General features: G+C 58.2%; 13 protein-coding genes and 2 pseudogenes. 9 read left to right on the forward strand and 6 right to left on the reverse strand.

What is annotated here, in order from left to right; translation table 11 throughout:
- Nucleotides 1-116: 116 nt before the first annotated feature.
- Nucleotides 117-1,103 carry a hypothetical protein gene (locus tag IEY28_RS11050; protein WP_188997371.1) on the reverse strand — a complete coding sequence of 329 codons (987 nt, stop codon included), beginning with the start codon at nt 1,101-1,103 and terminating at the stop codon, nt 117-119.
- A 572-nt stretch (nt 1,104-1,675) separates the two neighbouring features.
- A pseudogene (locus tag IEY28_RS20970) lies at nt 1,676-1,798 on the reverse strand (IS6 family transposase); the annotation flags it as partial.
- A 234-nt stretch (nt 1,799-2,032) separates the two neighbouring features.
- Between IEY28_RS20970 and IEY28_RS20625 the strand changes: the two are divergent.
- From IEY28_RS20625 to IEY28_RS11060, 3 genes are all read left to right on the forward strand, one after another.
- The gene (locus tag IEY28_RS20625) at nt 2,033-2,218 is read left to right on the forward strand and encodes a hypothetical protein (protein WP_229783115.1); all 186 of its coding nucleotides are present in this window, start codon (nt 2,033-2,035) and stop codon (nt 2,216-2,218) included.
- 112 nt (nt 2,219-2,330) lie between these two features.
- Nucleotides 2,331-2,516 (forward strand): hypothetical protein, encoded by a 186-nt coding sequence (locus IEY28_RS20630; RefSeq protein WP_229783116.1) that lies wholly within the window; start codon nt 2,331-2,333, stop codon nt 2,514-2,516.
- 125 nt (nt 2,517-2,641) lie between these two features.
- Nucleotides 2,642-3,064, forward strand: coding sequence for a hypothetical protein (locus tag IEY28_RS11060; RefSeq protein WP_188997373.1), 423 nt, complete (start codon nt 2,642-2,644; stop codon nt 3,062-3,064).
- A 253-nt stretch (nt 3,065-3,317) separates the two neighbouring features.
- On the opposite strand, the gene IEY28_RS11065 is transcribed toward IEY28_RS11060, so the two are convergent.
- Complete coding sequence (locus IEY28_RS11065; protein ID WP_188997375.1) at nt 3,318-4,538, reverse strand: digeranylgeranylglycerophospholipid reductase; 1,221 nt, start codon at nt 4,536-4,538, stop codon at nt 3,318-3,320.
- A gap of 96 nt (nt 4,539-4,634) precedes the next feature.
- Nucleotides 4,635-4,967, reverse strand: coding sequence for a DMT family transporter (locus tag IEY28_RS11070; RefSeq protein ID WP_188997377.1), 333 nt, complete (start codon nt 4,965-4,967; stop codon nt 4,635-4,637).
- Nucleotides 4,968-5,050: 83 nt separating this feature from the next.
- Between IEY28_RS11070 and IEY28_RS11075 the strand changes: the two genes are divergently transcribed.
- The gene (locus IEY28_RS11075; RefSeq protein ID WP_188997379.1) at nt 5,051-5,839 is read left to right on the forward strand and encodes a TrmB family transcriptional regulator; all 789 of its coding nucleotides are present in this window, start codon (nt 5,051-5,053) and stop codon (nt 5,837-5,839) included.
- Nucleotides 5,840-6,003: 164 nt separating this feature from the next.
- A pseudogene (locus IEY28_RS11080) lies at nt 6,004-6,680 on the forward strand (IS6 family transposase).
- A gap of 119 nt (nt 6,681-6,799) precedes the next feature.
- Here IEY28_RS11080 and IEY28_RS11085 read toward each other — a convergent pair.
- Nucleotides 6,800-10,438 carry a UvrD-helicase domain-containing protein gene (locus tag IEY28_RS11085; protein WP_188997381.1) on the reverse strand — a complete coding sequence of 1,213 codons (3,639 nt, stop codon included), beginning with the start codon at nt 10,436-10,438 and terminating at the stop codon, nt 6,800-6,802.
- On the reverse strand, nt 10,431-13,619 hold the full coding sequence (locus IEY28_RS11090; protein ID WP_188997383.1) for a PD-(D/E)XK nuclease family protein: 3,189 nt from the start codon (nt 13,617-13,619) through the stop codon (nt 10,431-10,433). Before IEY28_RS11090 ends, IEY28_RS11085 begins: the two co-directional genes overlap by 8 nt.
- Before the next feature lie 230 nt (nt 13,620-13,849).
- Here IEY28_RS11090 and IEY28_RS11095 point away from each other — a divergent pair, with 230 nt between their 5' ends.
- Genes IEY28_RS11095 through IEY28_RS11110 form a run of 4 tightly spaced genes read left to right on the forward strand, consistent with a single transcriptional unit; the run spans nt 13,850 to nt 22,894 of the window.
- Entirely contained in the window at nt 13,850-14,689 is an 840-nt protein-coding gene (locus tag IEY28_RS11095) for a BrxA family protein (protein WP_188997385.1), read from the forward strand.
- Nucleotides 14,689-18,444, forward strand: a complete 3,756-nt coding sequence (locus IEY28_RS11100; protein WP_188997387.1) for a hypothetical protein — start codon at nt 14,689-14,691, stop codon at nt 18,442-18,444. Before IEY28_RS11095 ends, IEY28_RS11100 begins: the two co-directional genes overlap by 1 nt.
- Nucleotides 18,441-19,031: a BREX protein BrxB domain-containing protein gene (locus IEY28_RS11105; protein WP_188997389.1), complete on the forward strand. Its 591-nt coding sequence runs from the start codon at nt 18,441-18,443 to the stop codon at nt 19,029-19,031. The genes IEY28_RS11100 and IEY28_RS11105 overlap by 4 nt, the downstream gene beginning before the upstream one ends.
- The gene (locus IEY28_RS11110; protein ID WP_188997391.1) at nt 19,028-22,894 is read left to right on the forward strand and encodes a hypothetical protein; all 3,867 of its coding nucleotides are present in this window, start codon (nt 19,028-19,030) and stop codon (nt 22,892-22,894) included. Before IEY28_RS11105 ends, IEY28_RS11110 begins: the two co-directional genes overlap by 4 nt.
- The last annotated feature ends 10 nt before the right edge of the window (nt 22,895-22,904 follow it).

The following is a 22,904-nucleotide window of genomic DNA, read 5'->3' on the forward strand; positions in this document are numbered from 1 at the left end:
GTCCCTGATCCTGTCATGGTCGCTTACACGCCAGTATTTTCCCTGTGAGCAAACCCGGCCGAGACACAGTAAAAGACACGGATGCTGAAGATCATCAGCGAGGAGCTATATACGAATTAACAGATGTCTTCGGGGTCGAACTGTCGTTCGCCGCTCGGATCGATTCGTGACCCCGAATTCACCCCCCACAGCGCCCGGACAGTTGCTCTGATGAGCGGCTCCGTTCGGCCGTGGAAATTGTCCGCTGTCACGAATGCGTCCTCAATCCCTGCCAACTCGAGGATATCCTCGACCACGCTACTCGCAGCAACACCGAGACCCTCCTGTGCTGGCCGAATTTCCACCGATAGACTGCCCGCTCGTCCCTCGGTTGCACGTGGGACTGTGTGCGGCTCTCCACACACGCATTGCATCGGCGCACAATCTCGCGAAACACGGGACACGTTAGTCTTCGCGTTATCGATTGCGGCTTTCACAGCTTCGCCAACGTGTTTCTCTCGCCCCTGGCCGGTACCGAGATAGCCATCAAAGTTCCCGACAGCGACGATAACGCTGAAGTGCGCTTCATCGCCGGAATCGCCGTGCCGCCACACAATATTCGTGTCTAAAACACGAGCGTCGACATCAGTCAGTTGCGGATTACTGATGTCTATATCTCCCATTGGCAGTACGCTCCCCGGAAGGGCATCTAGTGATGACTCCGTCTCCGGGACGGTTTCTCCGCTTTCAGACGCTTCGGTGGCGCTCGCTGTGGCCGACTCTGAGACCCTTTCTCCGCCACTGAGGAGTTCCTGTGCGCGTTCAACGCTTATAACTTTGTTCCGCTCTACCCAGAGGACTTCGTCGTCATCCAGTTCCGACTGGTCGATCAAATCTTTGTTCGGCCGCCCTCCGTCAGTCAGGATATCACTTGCTCCGTGTCTCATTATTTCGACTATCTCACGTTTGTCGTCGACAATGTAGCAGGCACTGTGTTGGTACAGCGTCTCAGTGAGAACAAAGTGGCAGTGTTGGCCGCGGTGAAGCTGTACCGTTTCAGGGAGGGGCTGACTCCCCGTTGCCTTGCCCTCGTAATCGGGGAAGAATTTTTTTGGGATAGTCACCACCCGGTTCTGGCCAACCGTGTTTTGCCCGACTCGGTCCAACAGCGATAGGTGATCGGTGTCAGTAGTCCGCTGACCGCCATCAGCCAGTAGCTGTTGTGAAATCGCGATTCGACTAGTTGGCGACTCGATAAAGAAATTAATCGGGACACCTCGAGTCGCAATGTCGAGTTCGAACACCTGCGATGGGATTGCGATTCTGTTTTCGCAGTCCTGGATAGACTGAGAGCCCAACCAGAGTGTCTTTCCACCGGCCATTTTCCTCACTGTTGCGTGTGCCGGAAGTTAAATGACCGTCTCAACCTACACGCTGCTGTAGGTTCTACAGCAGTCTGTCGCCACCAAGTCCGTTTAACGGTTCTTCGGTACGTCTTTTCAACTATGATGGACGTAGACCAGTGGCGGACCGCCAGTGTACTCGCAGATGTCCTCACAATTCTCTACGTACTGGTGTGGTTTCTGTATCTCAGTTGGGAGCTATTCGCTTGATTCGATCCTTGTGAAATACTCCGCCACTATGCTGATCTCACGTTCGATTACGACCGTATCACTGACAACCCTCATCGGCCTGTACTGCTCTGCGAAGACGAATGGAATCGGTCGATGCGCACGCTGAGTCTGAAACCACTTTCCGACGTCGTTTCTATCGTGGCAGTCACGTAGCCGCCAGCATCGACGAGAAACACTGTCTCGGAAGCCACCGAGTTCGATATCTAGGTTCGCCGCTGAAACGGATATCCGTTTCAAGAGACTCCGTCGTCGATGCCACAGTATCGTCACTACCGCTACTGGTACACACAAATGACAGAACGTGGAACTCCTGTGGGGGAAGTGGAACCGGACTCCAACGACGAGAGACAGAGTGTTGATCTGGCAGAGAGTGAGGCTCGGTTTATCGGTGTACGGATTGTCATACCGTCGTCCTCACGATGCAGGACTGTGACGGTGGCACGACCTGCCACGGGGAGACGATGGAACGAGTCACCGAATCGACGCTGGGGATCCAGCCACCGGATATTCGGCAGGTCCTGCTCGACGCGTTCTGGCTTCCGAAGCCGGGCTGGATCTCTGTCTCTGCGTTATCGATGACGGACCGCCATCACCCGCCGAGCTAGCAGAGCGTCTGGGCTACGCTGAGGGGACGGTCAGAACATGCCGCACCGAGCTGGTTGCGTTCGGACTCATACAACAATCACAGCTCAACAGGTGTCTGGCGGATTTGTCAACGTGTATCACTCCATCGACCGCACAGAGACGCTTATCGCGTTCTATATCTGGGCCGGCGAAGCAGCACCCCTCATCGAAGAAGCCAATCTCACGAAGGAGGACTACCGCGATGCCGAGTACGGCGAGGGAGTAGACGAGGTATTTCGCGACCGGTTCTCCAACACCTCATCCGACAATACAAACTAATCAGGGACTCTCGATTGCAAGCGCCCCAGTTCCTGTGGTGTCATCCGGCCATTCGGTGCCTTCGTCGACGAGGCCGGTGTGTAATGTAAACTATAATGGGTGATCGGAGACGTCTCTCCGGTAGCATGCACATCTCCGCCATCGAGACCACTGACGCACGCGTCTTCGCGGCCCTCGGAGGCGCTATGTACGCGATCGTCGTCCTTTCGTGGTTCCTCTCGGTCGGTGTTCATTTTTCCTCGCAGGACGGAGCGGCCATCGCATTCGCTTTTGCGTACTCGTTGGTTGGGCTGTTCTTGACAGCTGCCGTTCCGCTGTACCTGTTTGGTCGCTTCTCCCTCGTTTCTTCACCGCTTGCAACGCTCTGGGTCTTTACCGAGACAGTGTCTCAATGGCTATACGGAGCGCACCCCCATCCGCTCTCGTCGTATCTGACGGTTTGGCCCATTCTCCTTGGGTTCGTATTGGCAATTACGCTCGGCGAAGCCGTACTTAGAGTGGGGCTTGACCACGCTCTCGGTCGGTTCGGTCTCCGACCGGTCTTTTAGCCCGAACTGGCACCGCTACTGGTCACGGCGCCTGCGAAGATCGACACGATTCCCGTGCTTCGTCGCCGTCGACGCCGTCGGCGACCGCCAATCAGTACGACGCCCCGATGCTCGACGCCGTCCCAAGCCACGTCTCGGGCGTCGTAGCCACGTAGGTACCGATAGCGAACCGGCCATGCCCAGCTGATCGATCCTCGACGACGGTTGGTTTTACCAGCGAGAGTAGTGGTGTAGACGAGCGTCGGTCCCCAGACTACGTTTCTCGCCAGTACTTCCAGAGGTAGGATATGTCTGTCGGATACAACAGTTTTGCAATCTCACGCGTGTTGCCGTCGTTAATATCCGACAGAGCATCGCGGTTGCGCTCGTTTAGATCTCGCATGAGCCGGTCGTATCGTTCATTCGATGCAAGGTATAGCAACTTCGTCATCAGCAGGCGACGGTCTCGTCTGGGCGCGACTTGCTCGTGCCAGAGGTCGTCGTAGGTCGCCATCTCCTCAGCGGAGGTGTCTACCTTCCTCGTAAGGCAGCGATCGGCTGTCATCGCGGCTGCGCGAGCTGATTTCATGCACTTGTAGATCCCCTCGCCCCACACAGGGTCGACTGACGGAACGGTATCACCAATCGCCATGAACGAATCGGTACTCAGCGAATCCGGGGCCTGAACGTGTGCAGAACCCCGTACCTGATTATCTGCAACTCGTCTGGCGTCCTCGAAACGCGGGTCGGTGTCAAGCCAGTGTTCGAGGTAGCCATCAACAGTACGATCTTGCGTGGCGTGTTCTCGATAGCGCTCGTTCTGGATGTAACAGATACCGACTTTCGCTGTGTCATCACCGGTGTGGAAAATCCACGAGTACCCACCGGGGGCGTACTCGTGGTCCAGCCGCAACATCATCGCGTCAGTGAGATCAGCAAAACCGGGATGAGTGAGATCGACGCCCTCAAACACGTACTCGACGCCAATTGCGTGGTTCTTTCGCTCAAGCGTTACTATCCCTACGTCTTTGGCCAGTGGCGCGGCCGGCCCCGTGGCATCGATAACAATCTCGCCGTAGACCTCCTGATCGCGATTATACCGGACACCGACAACGGCGCCGTCTTCGACGATTGGTTCTCGGACGCGGGCATCAAACCGATACGCAGCACCTTTTTCCCGACCGTCCTCGACGAGGAACTTCTTGAACGCCCCGAAGTCTAAGACGAAGCCTGGCTGGTCTTGGACGACGTTTTCATTCGGTGATTCAAGAACTACCGACTCGGTCGCGTGCATGACCACGCCGTCCGGGATACCGAAGGCGGTCATCAGAGACGCGAACGTGCCGCCGGTGGATTTGTTGCTCTGTGCTGGGAACGCGGTTTCCGCTTCGGTTTCCAGAACGACGACCTCGTAGCCACGCCCAGCGAGATCTCGCGCACACTGCGCCCCCGCTGGACCTGCCCCAGCGACGATCACGTCATACTGATCGGACATGGATAGTCCACACATAACCGAAAGAGGGCGAAAAGATATTGAAACACACCACCACTTACGGTTTGTTTTTCTCAGGGTATCATCTCGCGATATGCGTTAGTGAGCAGACGTCTGTGACACGACGGTAATGCAGTACACGCCACTGATGATAAGGAAGATACCAAGTACCCCAGCCAGATCGATGGGTTCGTCGAAAACGACGACACCGATCGCTGCCACCCCGACGATTCCCAATGCGGCCCACGTCCCATAGACGACACCGATCGGTAGTTCCTCTACCGTCAGCGAGACGAGATAGAAGGCCAATCCGTATCCGAGAACGACGCCAAGACTGGGAACGAGTTCCGAAAACCCATCTGAGAGTTTAAGCGCGGTCGTTCCGAGCAGTTCAGCAAGTATTGCACCAGCTAGCAGTACGTATGGATTCACATCGATAGGTCCGAAACCCACCGATATGCGCCTATTGAAACAAAACAGCACTTACAATTCGTTTGGCTGTGCAACGACAATCCATGACGGAATTGAGCGAGCTTGGTCTCTCAAGTTACGAGGAGAAGGTCTATCGGACGCTCCTCGTGACAGGTGCTGTAACTGCGGCTGAACTCTCCGATATTAGCGGGGTTCCAAAAGGCCGTATTTACGACGTGCTCAACGGCCTTGAAGCTCGCAAACTGATTCGGCTGCAGTCAAATGACCCGAACCAGTACGTCGCCGTACAGCCAGACACTGTGGTTGACAGGCTCCTCGCCGAACGAGCATACGAACTGAAACAGAAGTGGGATCGTTACCGTGAGAGAGCGGCGACGATCCGTTCAAACCTTCTGCCGACACCACCTACGGAGAGTAGTTTCTGGCTGGGGTCACTCGGGAGTGACGAGATGCGTACAGCGCTACAGCAACACGTGCGAACCGCCGAAAACGTTGTCCATGCGACCGTCGGAACGCCCTACGAGAATACGACGTGGGAGACGCTCCAAACTGAAGTGGAGGCCTTTTTCGAGGGCGCTAGCGCAGATCTCACTGTGGACCTTCTGATTAGTGAAAAAGTAGTTACCGTACTTCCCGACCGATTCCCGCGTCTAATCGAGGACCAATCAGCAGACGTGACTGTCAGGACGATTCCTGATGTCGTCCCTTCATTCGATGTGATCGATCACGTCGAAACGACGATCGATATCCCACATCCGGTATCCGATGCGGATCGAATCGGCGTCCTCGGCATCAAAGATTCGCAAGTCGTCAAAGAATTTGAGCAGTGCTTCCAACGACTGTGGATCGACGCTGACCCCCTTCTCGAGTAAGGGAGGACCGCTCCAGAAGCGTGCCGTCGTCCCGAAGTGATGGATCGAATAAGGAGGTGGCGTGATCGGCTCTGTTGAAACCCTCAACAAGTGATATATTCTGACCCGGGCCCTGTCTAGTTGAGCGAGTTCGAGAAGCGAGGAGGTCGTAGCGAGAAGTATTCATGCCACTCGCAGACCACCTCAGCGAGACGTTGAACGAGGACAATGGAGACGTTTGGGAGAACGAGCGCACCCCGACACCCGTCCGGCGGTTTGTGGTTCGTCTCCATACGGCGGGGCTGTCGATCAGGGAGACGGTCGCCATCTTAGACCTATTGAGTGTCGATCGCTCTCACAGCGCGGTCTGGAACTGGGTTCATACACTGTCTGAAGCCCAAAGCGACCCGTTGACGGCGGAGCCGTCGCGGGTCGCGGTCGACGAGAAACAAATCACGGTTGACGGAGAAAAGAAATGGTTGTACGCCGCTGTCGACACCGACTCGAAGTTACTGCTCGAAATTGACGTGTTCAGCCGCCGCGGGACTGACCCCGTGGCGGCGCTCCTGCATCGGCTCACCGAGAAACACGATGTCGACGAGACAGAGTTTCTCGTCGATGCTGGTGGCTATCTGACTGCCCTTGCTCGTCAGAAATTGAGCGGTCGGTTTGACTACCGAACTCGGAACCACATCGAAAAATGGATCCAGACTGTGACCATGCGAATCGACCGCTTTCACTCCTTTTGGGGCAGTCAATCCAGCGCGAAACAGTGGCTACGATGCTTCAGACACCACTACAACCCGAACGACCCAATCAAACGCTCGACGGACGAACGCCAGCTGAGGAGATCCAGAACTAGACAGTGCCGATGAATCCGTCGTCACAGCGCACCGAGAAGTAATCGAACTGCTCGAGAAAGCCTTCGAAATAGAATCCGACTGAGAGATGAAAACGTGGACTCTACTCTCAGCCAATCGACTACATCATCAGACCGACCATCTCACGTAGCTCGGACTTGATGTCCTCCAATTCGTCTGACTCCCACTCGAATCGTTCTTCGACGCCGGCGTCGGTGAATCTGAGAGAGGCTCGAACTCGTCGACTCGGATCGTGCTGGAAGAGAGCAAGCGCGTACGAGAGCATCTGTGGCCGGTAATGTGCCGCCAGGTTCCCCGATGTCGTTGCTGAAAGGTCGTTGGTCTTGTAATCGATGATGTGATACCGGTCTGGCGTGACGAGCAGGCGGTCGATATCGCCGACAATTCTGGATCCGTCCAGACGTGCCATCACCGAGTACTCATCGTGGACTGCTTCGAGAGTACCCGAAGCCTCGAGGTCGTCGACGAACCGAATCGCGTCGTCTGCGTGGTCGATTGCTGCGTGGATGTCGTCCGCTGTCGGTTCCTCACCGGCCATCTGACTCACCCGTTCGACGAACGATTCCCACTCGTCTCTCGGCGGGCGAAGCTCGTTCAGTCGATGGACGACAGTTCCGAACGTGGTCGGGCTGAGGCCTGGTGATTCTTCACCCGCTGCGTAGGTGTGTCCGTCACCGGAGTGTTCGGCCACTTCGTTCACGAGCGTCGTCGCGGCCACACGGATCCCAGCGTCGCGCTCGGGAGGTGACGGAATCGATATTTCCGGCATCGTTTCGTCGACGTCTTCGTCGGATGCCCAGTCCGTCGGGTGTGGCGGCGTTCGAATCGTATAGCCTGCCCGACCGAGTTGACCACGAGTGTCGCCGTTCTGGACAGCCTGGCCTAAGAGTTCGCCATCTTCGAGGAGGTGGGGTTGAAGCCAGTCACGCCAGCGGTCAGCCTCGTCGAATGCCGCCGGCTCGCCGAGTTCTATGTCTCCAGACTCGCTACGCCCGATGTCGTGTGTTCCACACAGCAGGAGATGGTCGCGAGTCCTAGTGCAAGCGACGTAGAGGAGGCGTTTCGCCTCCGCTCGTTCCTGTGGCAGTGAGAGCCGGTCTGCGTACTCGTGGACGGCAGTCTTCTCGATCGAGAAGGCGTCTCTGGGATGCGGACCGCCGACAGCGGGAAGCGGTGGCGCATCTGTAGTTCCCTCCACGAGTCGGACGTAACCGTAGTCGTCGACGCTTCGCCCGAAGTTCAGACTGCTTCCGATATCCGGGATCGTAACGATCGGGAACTCTAGTCCCTTCGAGGAGTGAATCGTCATGATTCGAACGCCCTCGGCATCGCCAGGAATGTCCGCTTCACCCTCACGTGGATCGATTTCTGCCTGCCGGTCGATCCGATGTAGCAACCCAGCAGTCGTGTGAACGCCGTTTTCGCTCCAAGTTCGGACCTGATCACGGAACTTCTCGACGTTCGCAACTGCCTGCTGGCCGCGTTCGTCGGCACTGACACTCGTCAGGTACCCGGTATCGTCGATGACGCGCGTGAGGACGCGATTCCACGAAAGGACGCCCTCTTCTCCCGGCTCCGCACACCCACTCAGCGTACGCCAGTTCGATAGCAGCTCGAACGCGTCCGTAAGCTGTGGATCATCGGTCGTTTCCAAGGCCGTCCAGATCGAGTCTGCACGTGCGATTGCGGGGGCGAGCCGGTCGTCGGTAAACCCGAATAGGGGTGATCGGAGCACACCGTACAGAGAGATGTCGTCCGTCGGATCGCCGAGTACCCGGAGGAGATTCGTGAGCGCCTGCACCTCGGGCGTATCGTAGAACCCGACACCGCCGATGACCGTATACGGGATGTCGTACGCTTCGAGGGCTCGCTGGTACCGGTCGAGGTGTGTTCGCCGACGGAGCAAGATTGCCACGTCGTCAGGGGTCGCGGAACGGTGCTCACCAGTATCCGTGTCTTGAACGAGCGGCGGGTCGTCAAAGAGGGTCGTCAGTCGGGCTGCGAGTGCCTGTGCCTCTGCTTCGATTGTATGGTCCAACGCTCCCTCAGCGACGGGGTGGTCGTCACCGAAGAGCGTCGCTGCCGTCTCTGCGTCGTCAGGGACGACGAGATATTCGATACTGCCGTCGAGTCCCTCGATGTCTTCGACTCGGTCTCGTCTCGCAGTGAGCGGTTGCGGCGGCGCTTCGAACGGCGCATGTTCGTCGTCTTCGGACTGGAACAACTGATCGAAGAGTCTGTTCAAGAACGTGAGAGGGGCCTCAAGCGTCCGGAAATTACCCGAGAGTTCGAGCGAGGTCGGGCTCTCGACGTCGCTGTCGGGAACCTCGTCCAGCCCGAGACTGCTGTTTACAGACTGCAGTTCGTCCCGTGCTGCGCCGAACGTCGTGACGTCAGCGCCGCGGAAGGCGTAGATACTCTGTTTCTCGTCACCGACGAGGAACACGTTCGTCGCCGTCTCCTCGTCGACGCCGGTGAGGAGCTTCACGAGCTCCCACTGCCGGTCGTCCGTGTCCTGGAACTCGTCGACCATTACCGCCGCGAACGTGTCCTGGAGACGGCGACGAACCTCCTCATTCTCACGGAGGAACGAAATCGCGGTCTCGATCACGTCGGGGAAATCGAGCGCATCTCGACGGTCCTTCCCGGCCTCGTAGCGTTCCAGAACGCCATCGAAAACACGCATCAGCGCCAGCGCGTAGTGCGCACTGTTCTCCTCGAGTTCGCCCGGCGTCGTGTCGACAGCGTCCTCGTGGGATTCGACAGCCCCGATTACCACGTCGACAGCGTCTTTCAGATCGTCGTAGACGTCACCGTGTTCGTGCCAGTCCTCCCGAGACCCGACGACGTAGCCTGAACTACTGTAGAGTCCACCGCTCTTCTTCTCACACACCTCGTAGAGGTCGAGAATCGCGCGCTGGCACCTGCGGGGATCACTCTCCGAAGGAGACTCCGGAAGCGTCGTCGCGATGTCCTCGAAGGTCCGATACGCTCGCAAGCCGTCCTCGTCCTGAACGTCGGCACCCGCGGGGAGCCGGTCAGCCAGTTCTCGCAGGGTTTCCAGAACGCCGTGTGTGTAGAGCGTCTCACGAGCGTCATCGGCGTCCAGGTCACAGACAGTCTCCCAGAGGACGTCCACGTACTCTTCGACGTCAGCATCTCGCCAGCGTTCGAGGACGGCCTCGCTCTGTGGGCGCTCGTCGAGCAACCCAGTCAATACGTCGACGAGTTGGCTTCGTCCCCAGAGCTGGGCGAGCAGCGCGACGTCCTCGTCGCTCTGATTTCCTTCGAGGAACTCCGTGACGACTTCTCGCTGAAGGGTTGCGGCGCCGTCCTCGTCGAGAACATCGAACCCGAGTGGGACTGGCGCTTCGACGGCACGTTCTCGTAACAGTCGGGTACAGAATGCGTGTATCGTGTGGACGTAGCCGTCTTCGAGTTCGTCGAGAACGTCTCGCCACCGATGGTATCCCTCCGGCGAATCTTCGGCAGCGAGCCGGTCGTAGACTTCCGTCCGGACGCGTTCGGTCAACTCCGCCGCGGCCTTTCGCGTGAACGTGATCGTGACGATGTTCTCAGGGGTGAGTGACGGATTCTCTTCGAGAATGGTGACGTATCGCTCAGTCAGTGTCGTCGTTTTGCCGGTCCCAGCGCCGGCGGTGATGGCTACGTTCCGGTCCTGAACGAGTGCGTCTTCCTGTTCGGTGGTTAGCTGAATTGCATCGTCTTCATCAGTCATCGCTCATCACCGCCTCGAGGTCCGCATCGTCCTGAACGCGTAACGGAACATACGCTGACTCGTCTCCCCGTGCGTGGTCGACGCGCTCGCGCTTCCGATGGTGGCGGACGTCACAGGCGCGACGATAGTCACAGTAGCTGCAATTCGCTCCCCGACTCGACAACAGCGTCGTATGGAACCGGCCATTCGCGATGGCGTCGTCGATCTGACCGAGCCACTCCGGCACGACTTCGTCCAAGAATCGACGTAGCTCTGCCTGTGAATCGAACTTCGATTCCACACCGCGTGGGACTTTGACGTCGTTTGGCGGCCGGACTTGGTAGTACGTCGCGGACAGTGCAGCGTCATCGAGATCGTCCTCACTCAAGACGGCCTCCGCAGCGAGGAGGTAGATCGGGAGCTGGAACTTCGTCCCGCCCGTCGTCTTGGTCATATACGGTGCGCGTCCCGTCTTGTAGTCGTACAGCGCTAATTCCGGTTGTTCGTCGGTACCACCCTCGTCGACGCGGTCGATGTACCCACGGATCGAAACGGTCGACCCGTCAGGTTGTTCAACCTCGAACGGTCCCGTGTCGGAATCAGGTAATCCGTCACCGAATGGGGCTTCGAACCAGCGCGGTCGGGTATCGCCGCCTCGCATGAGTTCCTCTTCGATGAACGTCGCGAGCAGCCCTTTCTCGGGTGCTTCGTGCGGTCTCGAACTGCCCGCGTACGGGTTCGTTTCAGAGTCGCCTAAGCCGGCGAACAACTCAGTGAGCCAGCGTTCATAGAACAGGCCGTCGTACTCGAAGTCGGCGTCCGCCAGTTCGTCGAGTGCGATATCGAGGAGACGATCTTCCAATTCGTCTCTCTCGTATGCACTGACATCGAGTTCCTCGCTCGACTCCGCCGCAAGCTCCACATAGAAGCGTTCGAGAACGTCGTGAACGTAACTACCGGTCTCGAGCGGCGTCGGCGTCACTTCGACGTCGTCCGGATCCTCGATGTCGAGAACGTTCTCCGCGTAGAACTTGAACCCGCATTCGACGTACCGTTCGATTCGGCTCGCGCTGTAGGGTTCGCGCTTAGAGGGAGGATACACCGCATCGACAGTGTCTGCATCGAGAAGGCCATCGTGAGATGTGAGATCTGGATCGCTTCGATTCTCGGCACAGCTGAGGCCCCGGTCAGTTCGTTTCGTCTGGTCGGGTGTGAGGTCGCCCTGCTCGCCGGCGTGATCGACAGCAACTCGCCGACGTGCGTGAGCGGCGAGGCGACGCTGGAGGTCTTCACGGGAGCCGATGCGCTCGTCAAGACCGTCTACTGGTTCGATACCGGTCACTCGTTGTAGTTCATCGAGTACCGGTGAGCGGACGACTGCCGATTCATCATCGCCCGATGCTGGAGTTGTGAGTGTGACTTCATCGACGTTCGCGAGGAGTGTCGCGAAAAGATAGCGGCCTCGAAGGCGCTCGTCACCCGTGTCGAACCGAGGATGGGCGTCGGTCATCTCGTCGAAAAATGCCGGTCGTTCCGGTGAGACGGGGAACTGTTCAGTCGTGAGCCCGACGACGTAGACGTTCTCGAACGAGCGCATCCGCGCGTCGAGCATCCCCAGAACCTCGACGTGACCGCTGGCAGCACCCTGAGGAACACGAATCGGAACGCCATCGAACGCCCGAGTGAGCAACGCCAGTGGCGAGAGATCATTGGAAACAGATTGCATCGATTCAAATGAACTGAGAACCTCGTCGACGACGGCGTATGCTTGCTGCTCCGTCGCCTGTGTCGTCCCGCCGGCATAGTTCTCGACTGCAGATTCGAGCTCGAAGTCGTCAGCCAGCACTCGGCGGAAAACGTCGAGCGCTGTTTCGATGTCACCCGTATGGAGCGTACCGAGCGACGAGATGAGGTCTTCAATATGTCTCCTCGCGTCGTCGTCGATGTCGTCGAGCAGCGGATCGAGCGCGACAGTGTCGCGGCGTCGAGCAGCTGCCGTGATAGCGTCAACGTGCTCTCGGGAGAGGAAGTCGACGAGTGGATTCGCCAGCAGCGATGTCAAATCCTCAGCGTGGGGGTCCTGCTCGGCAAGACGAAGCAGATCGTGAACGACGCTCCCTGCAAAGGTCCGATCCAGTTGGGATGCAGCGGTCGTCACGTGGGGAATGCCATAGGTCTCGAAGACATCGTCGACGTACCCCGCATACGCCTCGGTGCCTGGAATCACGACCGCGAGGTCGTCCGGATCGCGACCGTCAGCGAGTTCCGCTCGGAGTTCGCGAGCGACGAATCGAACCTCGCGTTCCGGCGTCGGTAACTCCCGCCAGCGGAGTGTCTCTGGCGTCGGTACGTCACCGGGGTCGTGGCGATACATCGCGTTCGTGACTGTGGCGACGTCGACAGCAGTACCCTGCTGTGGTTCGACCACGTTCCGCTCGAATCCCAGCTCCTCGTAGACCCCCAGTCCATCGACGGTGACACTGTCGACGCCCCCGTCGCCGTGCTGGTGGAGCGGGAGAATCGCGATCGTATCGAACGCATCGACGATCCGCTCGATCACAGCACGTTCGACGGGTCGGAACTCGTGATAGCCGGAGAGTATGACGGCGTCGAGTTCTGGCGAGAGGTCTGCTAGATCAGCGTCGGCAGTCGCGACGGCCTGGAAGATCTCACCACGTGTCGCGGTCCATTCGTCGACGTGGTCGCGATGAAGCACTCCATAGGATCGATAGGCATCGACAGTCGCCGTCGCAATTCGTTCGTCGAGCTCTGATCCGTCGAATTCGGTTGCGAGTTCCTCAGCCGTAGAGACGCCAGCGTCATCGAACAGCGAGAAGCGACTACTGAAACCGTCCGCGAGTGCCGCAGATGCTGGCTCGCCTGCAAGAATGCTCCCCTCGCTCTTGGTCGCCTGGTCGAGAGCGTATTCCGTGAGACGACGGTTCACCTGCCCGGAGAGTCTCGCGATTGGGCCGTCGAGCGCTTCGTACCAGTCACGGACGACTGCGTCGAGCGTCTCGGCTCGGAGGCGAAGTGGACGGTGTGTATCTGCCCACGCATCTTCGACGTGACCTCGTCGAGCGTCGTTTCGCGTGATGTAGAGAATACTACCGAGCGAATCACCAGCAACGGTGTCGGCTTTCTGGAACGCCTGCTCTTCCAGAAGTGAATGTTTTGGACCGGTGAGAAGCGTGGAATCCATCGAACAACCTGTACGATGACGAGGCTGTTACTTCACTCTTGGTAACAGTAATTAGATGAATGATACCTTCTCAGTGTATCCCAGTTCCTCAGACAAATTCACCGCTCAGTTGGAGACAGTTTAGGAATCTTCACCAAGTCCAAATAGGCTAATCTGACCACAGCATCGGCAATAATCGGGCCATCGGTGATAGACGAAATATAAAGTGGGTCGGTTTAGTCTACCAACGTATGACCCTCATATCCGATGGAGGTGACGCTCCTCTCTCATCTTTGTCTGGACAACTTTCGCCGGATGAAGTCAACATGGATCTCACGATGTGCGGTCTCCTCGTCGATCGGGCTGAGGAATTGGCTCAGCTCTACGCAGATAAGGGGAACTGGAACGATGTGAAGGAGATCTGGTTCGACGAGCGCCTCTCGAATCGGAGCACACGGGGGAGTTCTCAGAAAATCTATCGGGTGCTGACATCGCGGTTCAAAAATGCACCAACGGCTCTCCCGAACCCGAGTGTTCTCCCCCAGGTGTTTGATCAGTGTGACACGTCCCGAGACAAGGCACAGATCCTCTATCTGTACCTTGTTTCTGACGATAGCTTGGTTCGGTACGTCGTCCACGAATACAGTGCTCGTGTAGCTCGAGGCGAACCGAACCCACTGGACTTCTCGAACGAGACTCTTTCAACGATCCTCGGCAACCTCACCTATTCCGATGGTAGCAGCTTCGAGTACGCAGAATCGACGACGGAACGCTGGTGCGAAGGGATCAGATCCGTAATGCGTGAAATCGGTGTTCTCGAGGGACAACAAGCAGTAGAAGGGGATTCTCCTTCAGTAGGAACTATACCACTTCTAGTTGCGTTGGACTATTCGTTCGAGATCGGCGATGAAGATTGGATTACAGCCCCTCGAGGATTGCTATACCTCTTCCAACCGGAGCAGCGCTGGGAAGAACTGTTCGACCGTGCTGCCACCACCACCGCTTGGGAATATCTCGAACTCCACGGAGACCTCGACCTACGCCCCAGTGAAGAAACATATTCGTGGGTACAGGATGGGGGTGACAGTTGATGGTCGATGCGAGTTGGTTTGAAGACCTTCCAGACGATTTCGAGGAATCGGTCCGTATCGACAGGGACGAACGCGATCATCGCGAGCGGGCCATCCAGTCGTACCACGTAACGGCGGACTCCCAACGCTTTATTCGAGACTTCGTCGACCGGATGCTCGGACAGGCGGACGATATGCGTACCGGGTCGAACTACTGGCTCTACGGCTATTACGGCAGCGGAAAGAGCCATCTTCTGACCGTCCTCGACGGACTGCTCGACACCGACTGGCTCGAAGGACAGTATAGCGAGGTCTGGGATGACCTTACGCAAGTAACAGAAGATGCCAGCGAGGACCAACTGCGTGCGCACTGGCAGAACATCCACGAGGAATATTACGTCATCCCTGTCTCGGTTAATCTCCTGAAATACCAGGGGCAAAAGCAGCGAAGTTTCAGCGAGATCGTTCTCAGACACGCCCATCAGGACCCCGATCTGACCGGCGTCGACGATGAGATCTCGACAGGACTCTCCTCGCAGCTTGACGTCGCGTATTTCGAGAAGTGGTTCCGGACGACGGAAGCATGGCCTGACCGCCAGACTCGTGCACAAGCGGTGCTTGAAACCGTTACTGCCGAGAGCGGTGGATACGACTGGGATTCAGAGGATCTCTGGAAGGATATCCAGAACTACAGTGCGCTCGCAGATGTGGTTCTACCCAAACTCTTCGAGGAGGTCAACGAAACCCGTGATGGGTACACGGACCTCAGACCGTCGGATATCGATCCAGAGGAAGTGGTGACACGGCTGAATCAACTGCGTGAAGAGCGGGAGGACGAGTTAGGCAAGCCGGTGAAGTTGGTGTTGCTTCTCGACGAGGTGAGTCTCTTTATCGGGACGGACTTCGAGCGCCTGACTGAACTCCAGACGCTCGCGGAGAACATCGACGACATCGGTGATGGCGACATCCAGCTCGTTGCGACTGCACAAGCCAAGATCGAAGACGTCCAGCCGAAGTTCGCCGCTCACGGTGCCGACTTTAGTATCGTCAAAGACCGCTTCCCGCACCGCTACCAGCTACCCAGTAAACACGTAGGCGACATCGCAAAGCGGCGTCTGTTCGAGAAATCCGACCGAGGCGAGGCCCGAGTTCGTGAGGTACTCGACGAGGCCTCGGTGAAACCGACCGAATCACTGGTTTACAACGAAATCAAGCAGAATACGAAACCGCCACTCGACAGCATCGACGACGACGAGCTCGTCGAGTTCTACCCATTCCTTCCCTATCACGCGCCGCTGTTCCTCGAGATACTGTTCAATCTCAGGCAGGAAGCCCCCGATCCAGCAAAATCGATCTTCTCGGGGACCGCTCGCGCGATTCTCGCGCTCATGCACAATCTCCTCCAGAGTTGGGTTGAAGACGGAGAACCTGACCACGTCGTTACGTTGGTCGATTTCTATGAACTGATCAAACCAGAGCTGGAGGAGACCCTCGAGAAAGACGTTCGAGTTATCGGAGAGCTACCCGACGATGACGAGGCTGGAGCGAATGAGTCCCATGAGGGGGGGAGAAGTATCGCAGACGAAGTCGCGGATGGCAATCTGGAAGCGTTCGATCTCGACGTGGCGAAAGCGGTCTTGTTGCTGCAGCACGTCCACGATATCGTCCCACTGAACGAGGGGAACATCGCCGTCTCCGTGATGTCCGATCTCAACGGTCGGTCGTGGATCAGTACGCAAAACCGAGTCGAGGAGTCGCTGGGGCGGCTCCAGAAGTTCATCCGGCCGACCGAGGACGAATCCGGTGCGAGATATCGGTTCGCCACACAGGAAGAGCGCCTCATCTACGACGATACCGAGGCAAACGAGGAGAACCCAGACTGGGATGCTATTCTCCACGCATTGGACGAGCATCTCTGGGAACGGATCATGCAGGATCTTTCCCTCCCGGAATCCGTTCCGTATAGTGAATCTGGTGACGAATATCCCGTCGCATACGAATTTAGTCTCGACGGAGTCGGATTCGAGACGACCAGGGAAGCCGAGGGAGGGTTAGAAGTCTCCATTGCAGTGCAGGGCGTCCATCCCGCTCATTCGCCAGACGATGGGGATGAAGAAACGCTGTACTGGGAGATCGACACTGACGGACTCGACGACCTTCGGAAGCACATCGTCGAGTGGTGGGCGCTTCGAGACGCGATTTCGACACACACCGTCCCACCTGCTGTTGAACGCGATCTCGACCGGCGGGCGAGTGCTGTCAGAAGCAAACTCGTCAGCGCGATGCAGAGCGGCTCCTACACGGTGAAAGATCGAACGAACATCGGGAGTCTCGCGAAAGCAGTGCAAACTGCCGTCGACGTCGGATATCCGGACGACTTCCATCCGATGATGCTCCAGGTGACCGACGACCGACTGCAGGAACTCGCCGAGCTTTCCACTGACGATCCACTCCCAGCGTGGGCACATACGATACAGGTCCCCTCCTCGGATCCATCCGCGAGGCAAGGAAAGAAAAGCATTCAGCGAAACGTGTTGTCGCTCACTGGCCGGCAGCTGAGGGACAAGGACGATGGCCTCAACATGAACACGGTCCTCGATGGGATCACCGACGAAAAGCCGTTCTACGACGAGGCCCGCCCTGCATTGTGTGCCATCATCTGGGGGTTCTGTCGGGAAGGTCGACTCGTTCCTGTCGACGAAGACGGCAACACCCTCGCAAACGAAGTCGTTCTCGATCAGAGCCAGCTATCGACGACGAGACTGAAACTCCTTCCACGTGAACCGATTGGGAAACTGCTCGAAGATGGAGGATTCAAGGAGACTACAGAGACTGTCGCTGATGGACTGATTAACCTCCAGAACGCGAATACACAGCTCCGTTCGGCGCTCACTGGTCTCCAAGAGGACGTCCAATTGGTCGCAGACACGGATATCCGTTCGGACGCTGTCGCCGGTTTGCTCGACAGCCTCGTCGAAGCGTTATCAGAGCGTATCGATGCAACCGCTGACCGGCTCACCGTCGTCAGGTCACAGGGGGACGGACTGGGGGATGCGATTGAACAGACGAACGCCGGACAGGAATGGCTCGACGAAGTCGTAGATGTCTGGAATCGACGGCTCCTGTCGCTCTACCGCTTCGATGCACAACTGGCCGTCGGTGACCGTGAGTTCGAATGGATCGATGAGAAGGCGCAGTCATTGGTTGCGGAGCAGCGTGATGCGCTCCATGCGTTCGATGGGAGCTGGTGGACGACCGATGGGTGGAAAGTCCTGGTTGGGGAGACTGCTACCGACTGTAGCGCCGAATTCCAACGCTCTTGGAACGCGTACGTCGATGAGCACGAACTCGCTACATTCGTGGAGCGGCTGGAGGAACATCCGTGGGTCGTTCCTGCAACGGAACTCCCGTCGAGTGTGCATGTCGCCTTCGAGCGGACCTACATCACGCCGCTTCGTGAGCTTCGGCGCTGGTACGAAACCGTAGACGAGGCAGTCACGGCACTAAACTCGGACGACGAAGATACGCTGGCCTCGGCGGCAGATGACATCGCTGGTGTGCAACCTCGGACAGACGCTACCGAAGACGACGTCGACGTACTCGAATCCAGACTCGGTCGCCTCTCTGCAATCGTCGGCGACCGGACACCCGGCGACGTGGATCAAATCGGAGTTCTCCCGGACGACCGACGGGGAATCGATCAGCGCCTCGAACGTCTCGTCGAGAGCAGAGAATTGGATGTAGAGCGGGCTGATTCGGGGGTGATCATTCGATGACTGACTCACCGTATCTCGCCTTCAAAGAGAAGCTGTGTACGTTCGCTGATGGGCAAGCCGGCATCCGGAATCCATTCGTGATCGCAGCGGTCGATCCATCAATCGAACACCGGGTTGCGGACCGACTCAGCGGATGGGCGACGGACGCAGAAGAACCGCCAGTTGTCGATGAAGGGGTCACGGTCCAGCCGATTTGGCTCGACGAACTCCTCCCGAAGACGCAGGTCTACAATCTCTCGGTGGCACTGGGTGGCGAGACGACCGCTGAGCGTATTGAAGAGACGATGCAGGATCGGTTGGCGGAGGAGCTCGTCGAGGAGATGATCACGAACGAGATCGACGACGACCGGCTGGAAACGCAACAACACGTCGTCTTGCTTCTCAACCTCGGGAGCCTCTATCCGTTCACTCGTGCGTCCGAGCTCCTCGACGAACTCGACCGTCGCAACGTCAGGTCTACCATCGGTGTAATGTACCCCGGTGATGACGTCGGCGGGAAGCTGAGTTTCTTCGACGGAGAACCACGACACTACTATCCAGCGCACCAGATTCCGGGTCCCGTCCAGGAGGTGCATCTCCAACAATGAGTATCAATGAGCTATTCCGTAGCGATCCGACACGACAACTCGAAGAAGTCCAGAAGGTCAATGCGCGAGAGCGCGCAGCGACCGACGTCGCAGAGTTCCACGAGACTGACAGTGCAAAGCGCGTACTTACAGAGCTCGGAGAGGTCATCCAAACCCATCCCGGAGAAGCAGCACGCTTTCTCTATCTCCACGCGACCTTCGGATCAGGGAAAACCCACCTCCTGAAACTCATCGGGCTCGTTGCAGACAGTGAATCGGAATTCGCACATCTGGGTGACGAACTCGCTCAGCAGTGGCCCGGATTCGACAACCTTGCCCGCTCGATCGACGACTCACACGTCGATCGCCTCAAGCCGGTCTTCCTGAATCTCCTCGATCGGGACGCCTCGAAAGAACCGCCGCTTCCGTTCCTCATCTTCGAGGCGATCGGTCGCGAACTCGGCTATCCGACAGACCCGAACTGGTTGCTCGAGTGGGCCTGGACCGTCGATATGGAATACGACGGTGTCTGGGACGCGCTCACCGACGCCGAGCACGACGGCCAGACGTTCGAGGACGTTCTCGAAGAACGGGCATCCCTACGTCGGTGGCTCTACGAAGCACTTCCGTCGTTGACGGAGACAGCAGGCACCGAGCTCGACAGTAAAGCTGGCGTCAAAGCATCCATCGAGCGAGCGGAGGACGATGTCGATCCCGAGTCGTTCGATCCCGCAGAACTGGTACAGCGAGTGGAGACCGTCACCGACGCACTGAACGAAGGCGGTCCCCGGACCGAGTTGCTCCTCGGACTCGACGAGGTTGCGCTGTTCGTCGGCGATAGCCGGCATCGCTACCGCGAGTTCGAGGAGACGATGGAAGCGCTTCAACACGGCCCGAATCCGGTCGTCGTCACGACTGGGCAGTACTCGCTCCCGGCGACACGTGAGAGTCTGATCGGTGAGCCGGCGGACGACCACTGGACACACCAGCAGGTCCCACTCGAAGGCGCTGACACGGAGATCATCGTCCGGAAGCGGTGGCTGCAGAAGGACAGTTCGGGCAGTGAGCGAGTCTCGTCACTCGTTTCATCGATGCCCGATCTGTCGCTGGAAACGTATTCGCCAGTCGGCAGCGCCGACCCGGATCCGGTCGAGTCGTATCCCTTCCGCGAGTACGATCTCACGCTGCTCCGAAAGGTGATGCAGGAGTTGATCACTCAGGGGAGGGCGACGGATCGGGACTACATCCAGGGACGAGCGCTGCTCGTGTTGGTTCGGTCGCTGTTCACGAAGTTCGACTGGGCAACAGCCGAGGAGGGTGCGCTCGTCACGTGGGACGAACTGTTCGACCTCCTGGTCGAGGAGACGACGTATGTCCCGCTGTGGGTGCAGGAGATGCTGGACAACACGTTGATCCCGACCTTCGACGGCGATGAGAACGCCTGGGAGGTCCGAGTATCGAAAGCGCTGTACCTCCTCAACCAGACGCCGGCCGTTCCAGCGACGCCGGAGAACCTGGGTCGGCTGATGCTCGACGACGTCCACGCCTCTGTCGATGAAAGCGTCGAAGAGACCGAGTCGGCGCTGAATACGCTCGTCGACAAGCGAAAGGTGCTCACTGAAACGAACGACAAAGGTGACGAAGTATACACGCTGGTCTCGGAAGAACAGGAGAGCATTCTCAGTCGAGCCCAGACCAAAGCCGAGCAAATCTCGCCGCATCAGCTATCCGCGTGGTTGGAGACGCGACTCAGAGAGAACGACGGCTTCTTCCGGAGCGATAGCAGCCTTCACGAAGCGGACGTCGGCGACGAACGGCTCGTCCCGCTCCGGTACGAGTACTCCATCCTCGACCCAGTTGGTCGAGCGCCAACGACGGAGTTCGATGCCGTTCGGATCCGGGTGCTGGCCGACGATCCAGAGACGGTTACTGATCAGGTCGGCACGTGGAAGGACGTAAACGACGGCCGAGCCGGTGGAGAACACATTCTCATCGCAATCGAGGTGCCCGAGACGACGCTCGACAGGATACGGAACGTCCTCGGTATGGGGAAGGTTCTCGACGAAGAGACGGAGACACACGAGGAACTCGAACGAGAACATCGAACCGACAAACGTCGACTGGAGTCTTCGGTGAGCGATCTCCTCGAGAATGCAGCAGTCCATACGGTTCACGAGTACCGTGGAGAGCGACCGAGTGTCCTCGAAGACACCGTCGAAGACCAAGTTCAGTCCGTGTTCGGGTCGACTCGGAAGGTACTGTCCCGCCCGCTCGTCGAGGTCGACGATGCGAAGGGGTTAGCGAAGTTCTTCAGAGGGAGCGGCGATTGGCCGCTCGCCGATAGCGATGCAGTCATGTTGGGCGTGGACACGTCGAATCGAACTATCGGTAGCAGTGGGTGGTGCCGGGAGTTCATCGACGAATACGAACAACAGAGCGCAGTCGACGTCGAGACGTTACTCCAGCAAACCCGGACGGCGAACGGAGACTATCGAGGGACGCCCCAGGAGTCGATGGCAGCGTTGCTCATCACGCTCGCCACGTCCAACGAGAAGGTTGCTCTCAAACAGGACACCGACTACGTTACCGATCCAGCAGCGATCGGTCGCCAGGTGCGTACGAAGAGCGGCCTCACCTCGTTGCAGGTGCGGTTCGGCGTCGATACGATCAATCCGAAGGAAATCCGAACAGTTGTGTCGACTGTCCTCGGTCACGATCCGGACGGCGACGACCCGGACGCATGGGTCGACGAACTCGCTACCTGGGTCGACGAACACAGCGTCCTCGTCAAACGGACGTTCAAGGGCGTCTCCCGCGAGTTCGACGTTTCCCTGGATGCCCTCGAAAGCGCACTGTCGCCGGCGTACAGTGGTGGCGAGATCACCACCTCGGATCTCGTCGAGGATGGCGTCAAGTCGGATGCCGAGACGTTCGCAGACGCGCGTGAACTGTTCACTGGGAGACTCGTTTCACTCGACTCCCAAGCCCGGCCTCACCACGTTCGGCCGGACGCCGTCGAAGAGGGCGAGAAATCGCTCTGGGCGCAGTTTTCGGAGACGCTGGAGTTGCTGGAGTCGTTGTACCCCAGCGCAACGATCACGTCGCGAATGCAGACCACGGCCGAAAGTAGTTCCGTGCCCACGAAGGAGACGCTGACGACCCGGATCGCCGACGCGACCGGTCACCGCGTCGACGTCCTCTCAGATCAGTACCGGCGAATCACTGCTGAGGCGGTGGACAAATCAGACCCAACGGCAATCTGTGGAGATCTCACGACGTGGGTGCAGGAGCACGAATCGTCGGTTCGAGCGCTGCTCGAAGACGCCACAGACACGTTCCGTGGCGTTTCGTTCGACAGCATCGAGGAGGTGTTCGAGACTGCGTGGGCTGGCGACCAGATTGAAGAAGCAGCACTCGTCGCTTCCAGCGTCCGACAGCAGGCCAAAACATACGAGAACGTCAACGAAATCCTCGATGGTGACCCGAGTCCGTGGGCACAGCTCGAATCGGCGGGGGACACCCTTCGTGCGGAGCATCCAGACTCGCCGACGACCGAAGCTGTAGAGACCGTGCTCGGTTCATCTCGACCACCGTCACTCCAGCGAGTACAGCAGCTCATCGATGAAGCGGACGATCCCAGAACAGGCGGTGGTGCATGGGCGGACTTGCAACGCGTCGCAGAGGAACTTCGTCAGGAGATTCCGAACGCAACGATCACCGACGAAGTGACTGCCGTCGTCGACGCTGATGATCGTCCGACCGAAGATCGCGTATCCGAACTGCTCTCAGAAGCGAAGACGGTTTTGAATCGTATGCGGACCGTTCAGGAGGAATTGGACGAGCTCAGTGACGAATCGATCGTCCTCATCGACAGATCTGAGTGACAACCTCTGT

It is taken from the genome of Haloarcula pellucida (genome assembly GCF_014647235.1).
In the GTDB taxonomy this organism is placed as follows: domain Archaea; phylum Halobacteriota; class Halobacteria; order Halobacteriales; family Haloarculaceae; genus Haloarcula; species Haloarcula pellucida.

Bases quoted from the DNA above. Each gene is read 5' to 3' on its own strand.
- IEY28_RS20625 (WP_229783115.1), top strand. From the start codon at position 2,033: ATGCAGGACTGTGACGGTGGCACGACCTGCCACGGGGAGACGATGGAA.
- IEY28_RS11060 (WP_188997373.1), top strand. From the start codon at position 2,642: ATGCACATCTCCGCCATCGAGACCACTGACGCACGCGTCTTCGCGGCC.
- IEY28_RS11065 (WP_188997375.1), bottom strand. From the start codon at position 4,538: ATGTCCGATCAGTATGACGTGATCGTCGCTGGGGCAGGTCCAGCGGGG.
- IEY28_RS11075 (WP_188997379.1), top strand. From the start codon at position 5,051: ATGACGGAATTGAGCGAGCTTGGTCTCTCAAGTTACGAGGAGAAGGTC.
- IEY28_RS11085 (WP_188997381.1), bottom strand. From the start codon at position 10,438: ATGACTGATGAAGACGATGCAATTCAGCTAACCACCGAACAGGAAGAC.
- IEY28_RS11090 (WP_188997383.1), bottom strand. From the start codon at position 13,619: ATGGATTCCACGCTTCTCACCGGTCCAAAACATTCACTTCTGGAAGAG.
- IEY28_RS11095 (WP_188997385.1), top strand. From the start codon at position 13,850: ATGACCCTCATATCCGATGGAGGTGACGCTCCTCTCTCATCTTTGTCT.
- IEY28_RS11100 (WP_188997387.1), top strand. From the start codon at position 14,689: ATGGTCGATGCGAGTTGGTTTGAAGACCTTCCAGACGATTTCGAGGAA.
- IEY28_RS11105 (WP_188997389.1), top strand. From the start codon at position 18,441: ATGACTGACTCACCGTATCTCGCCTTCAAAGAGAAGCTGTGTACGTTC.
- IEY28_RS11110 (WP_188997391.1), top strand. From the start codon at position 19,028: ATGAGTATCAATGAGCTATTCCGTAGCGATCCGACACGACAACTCGAA.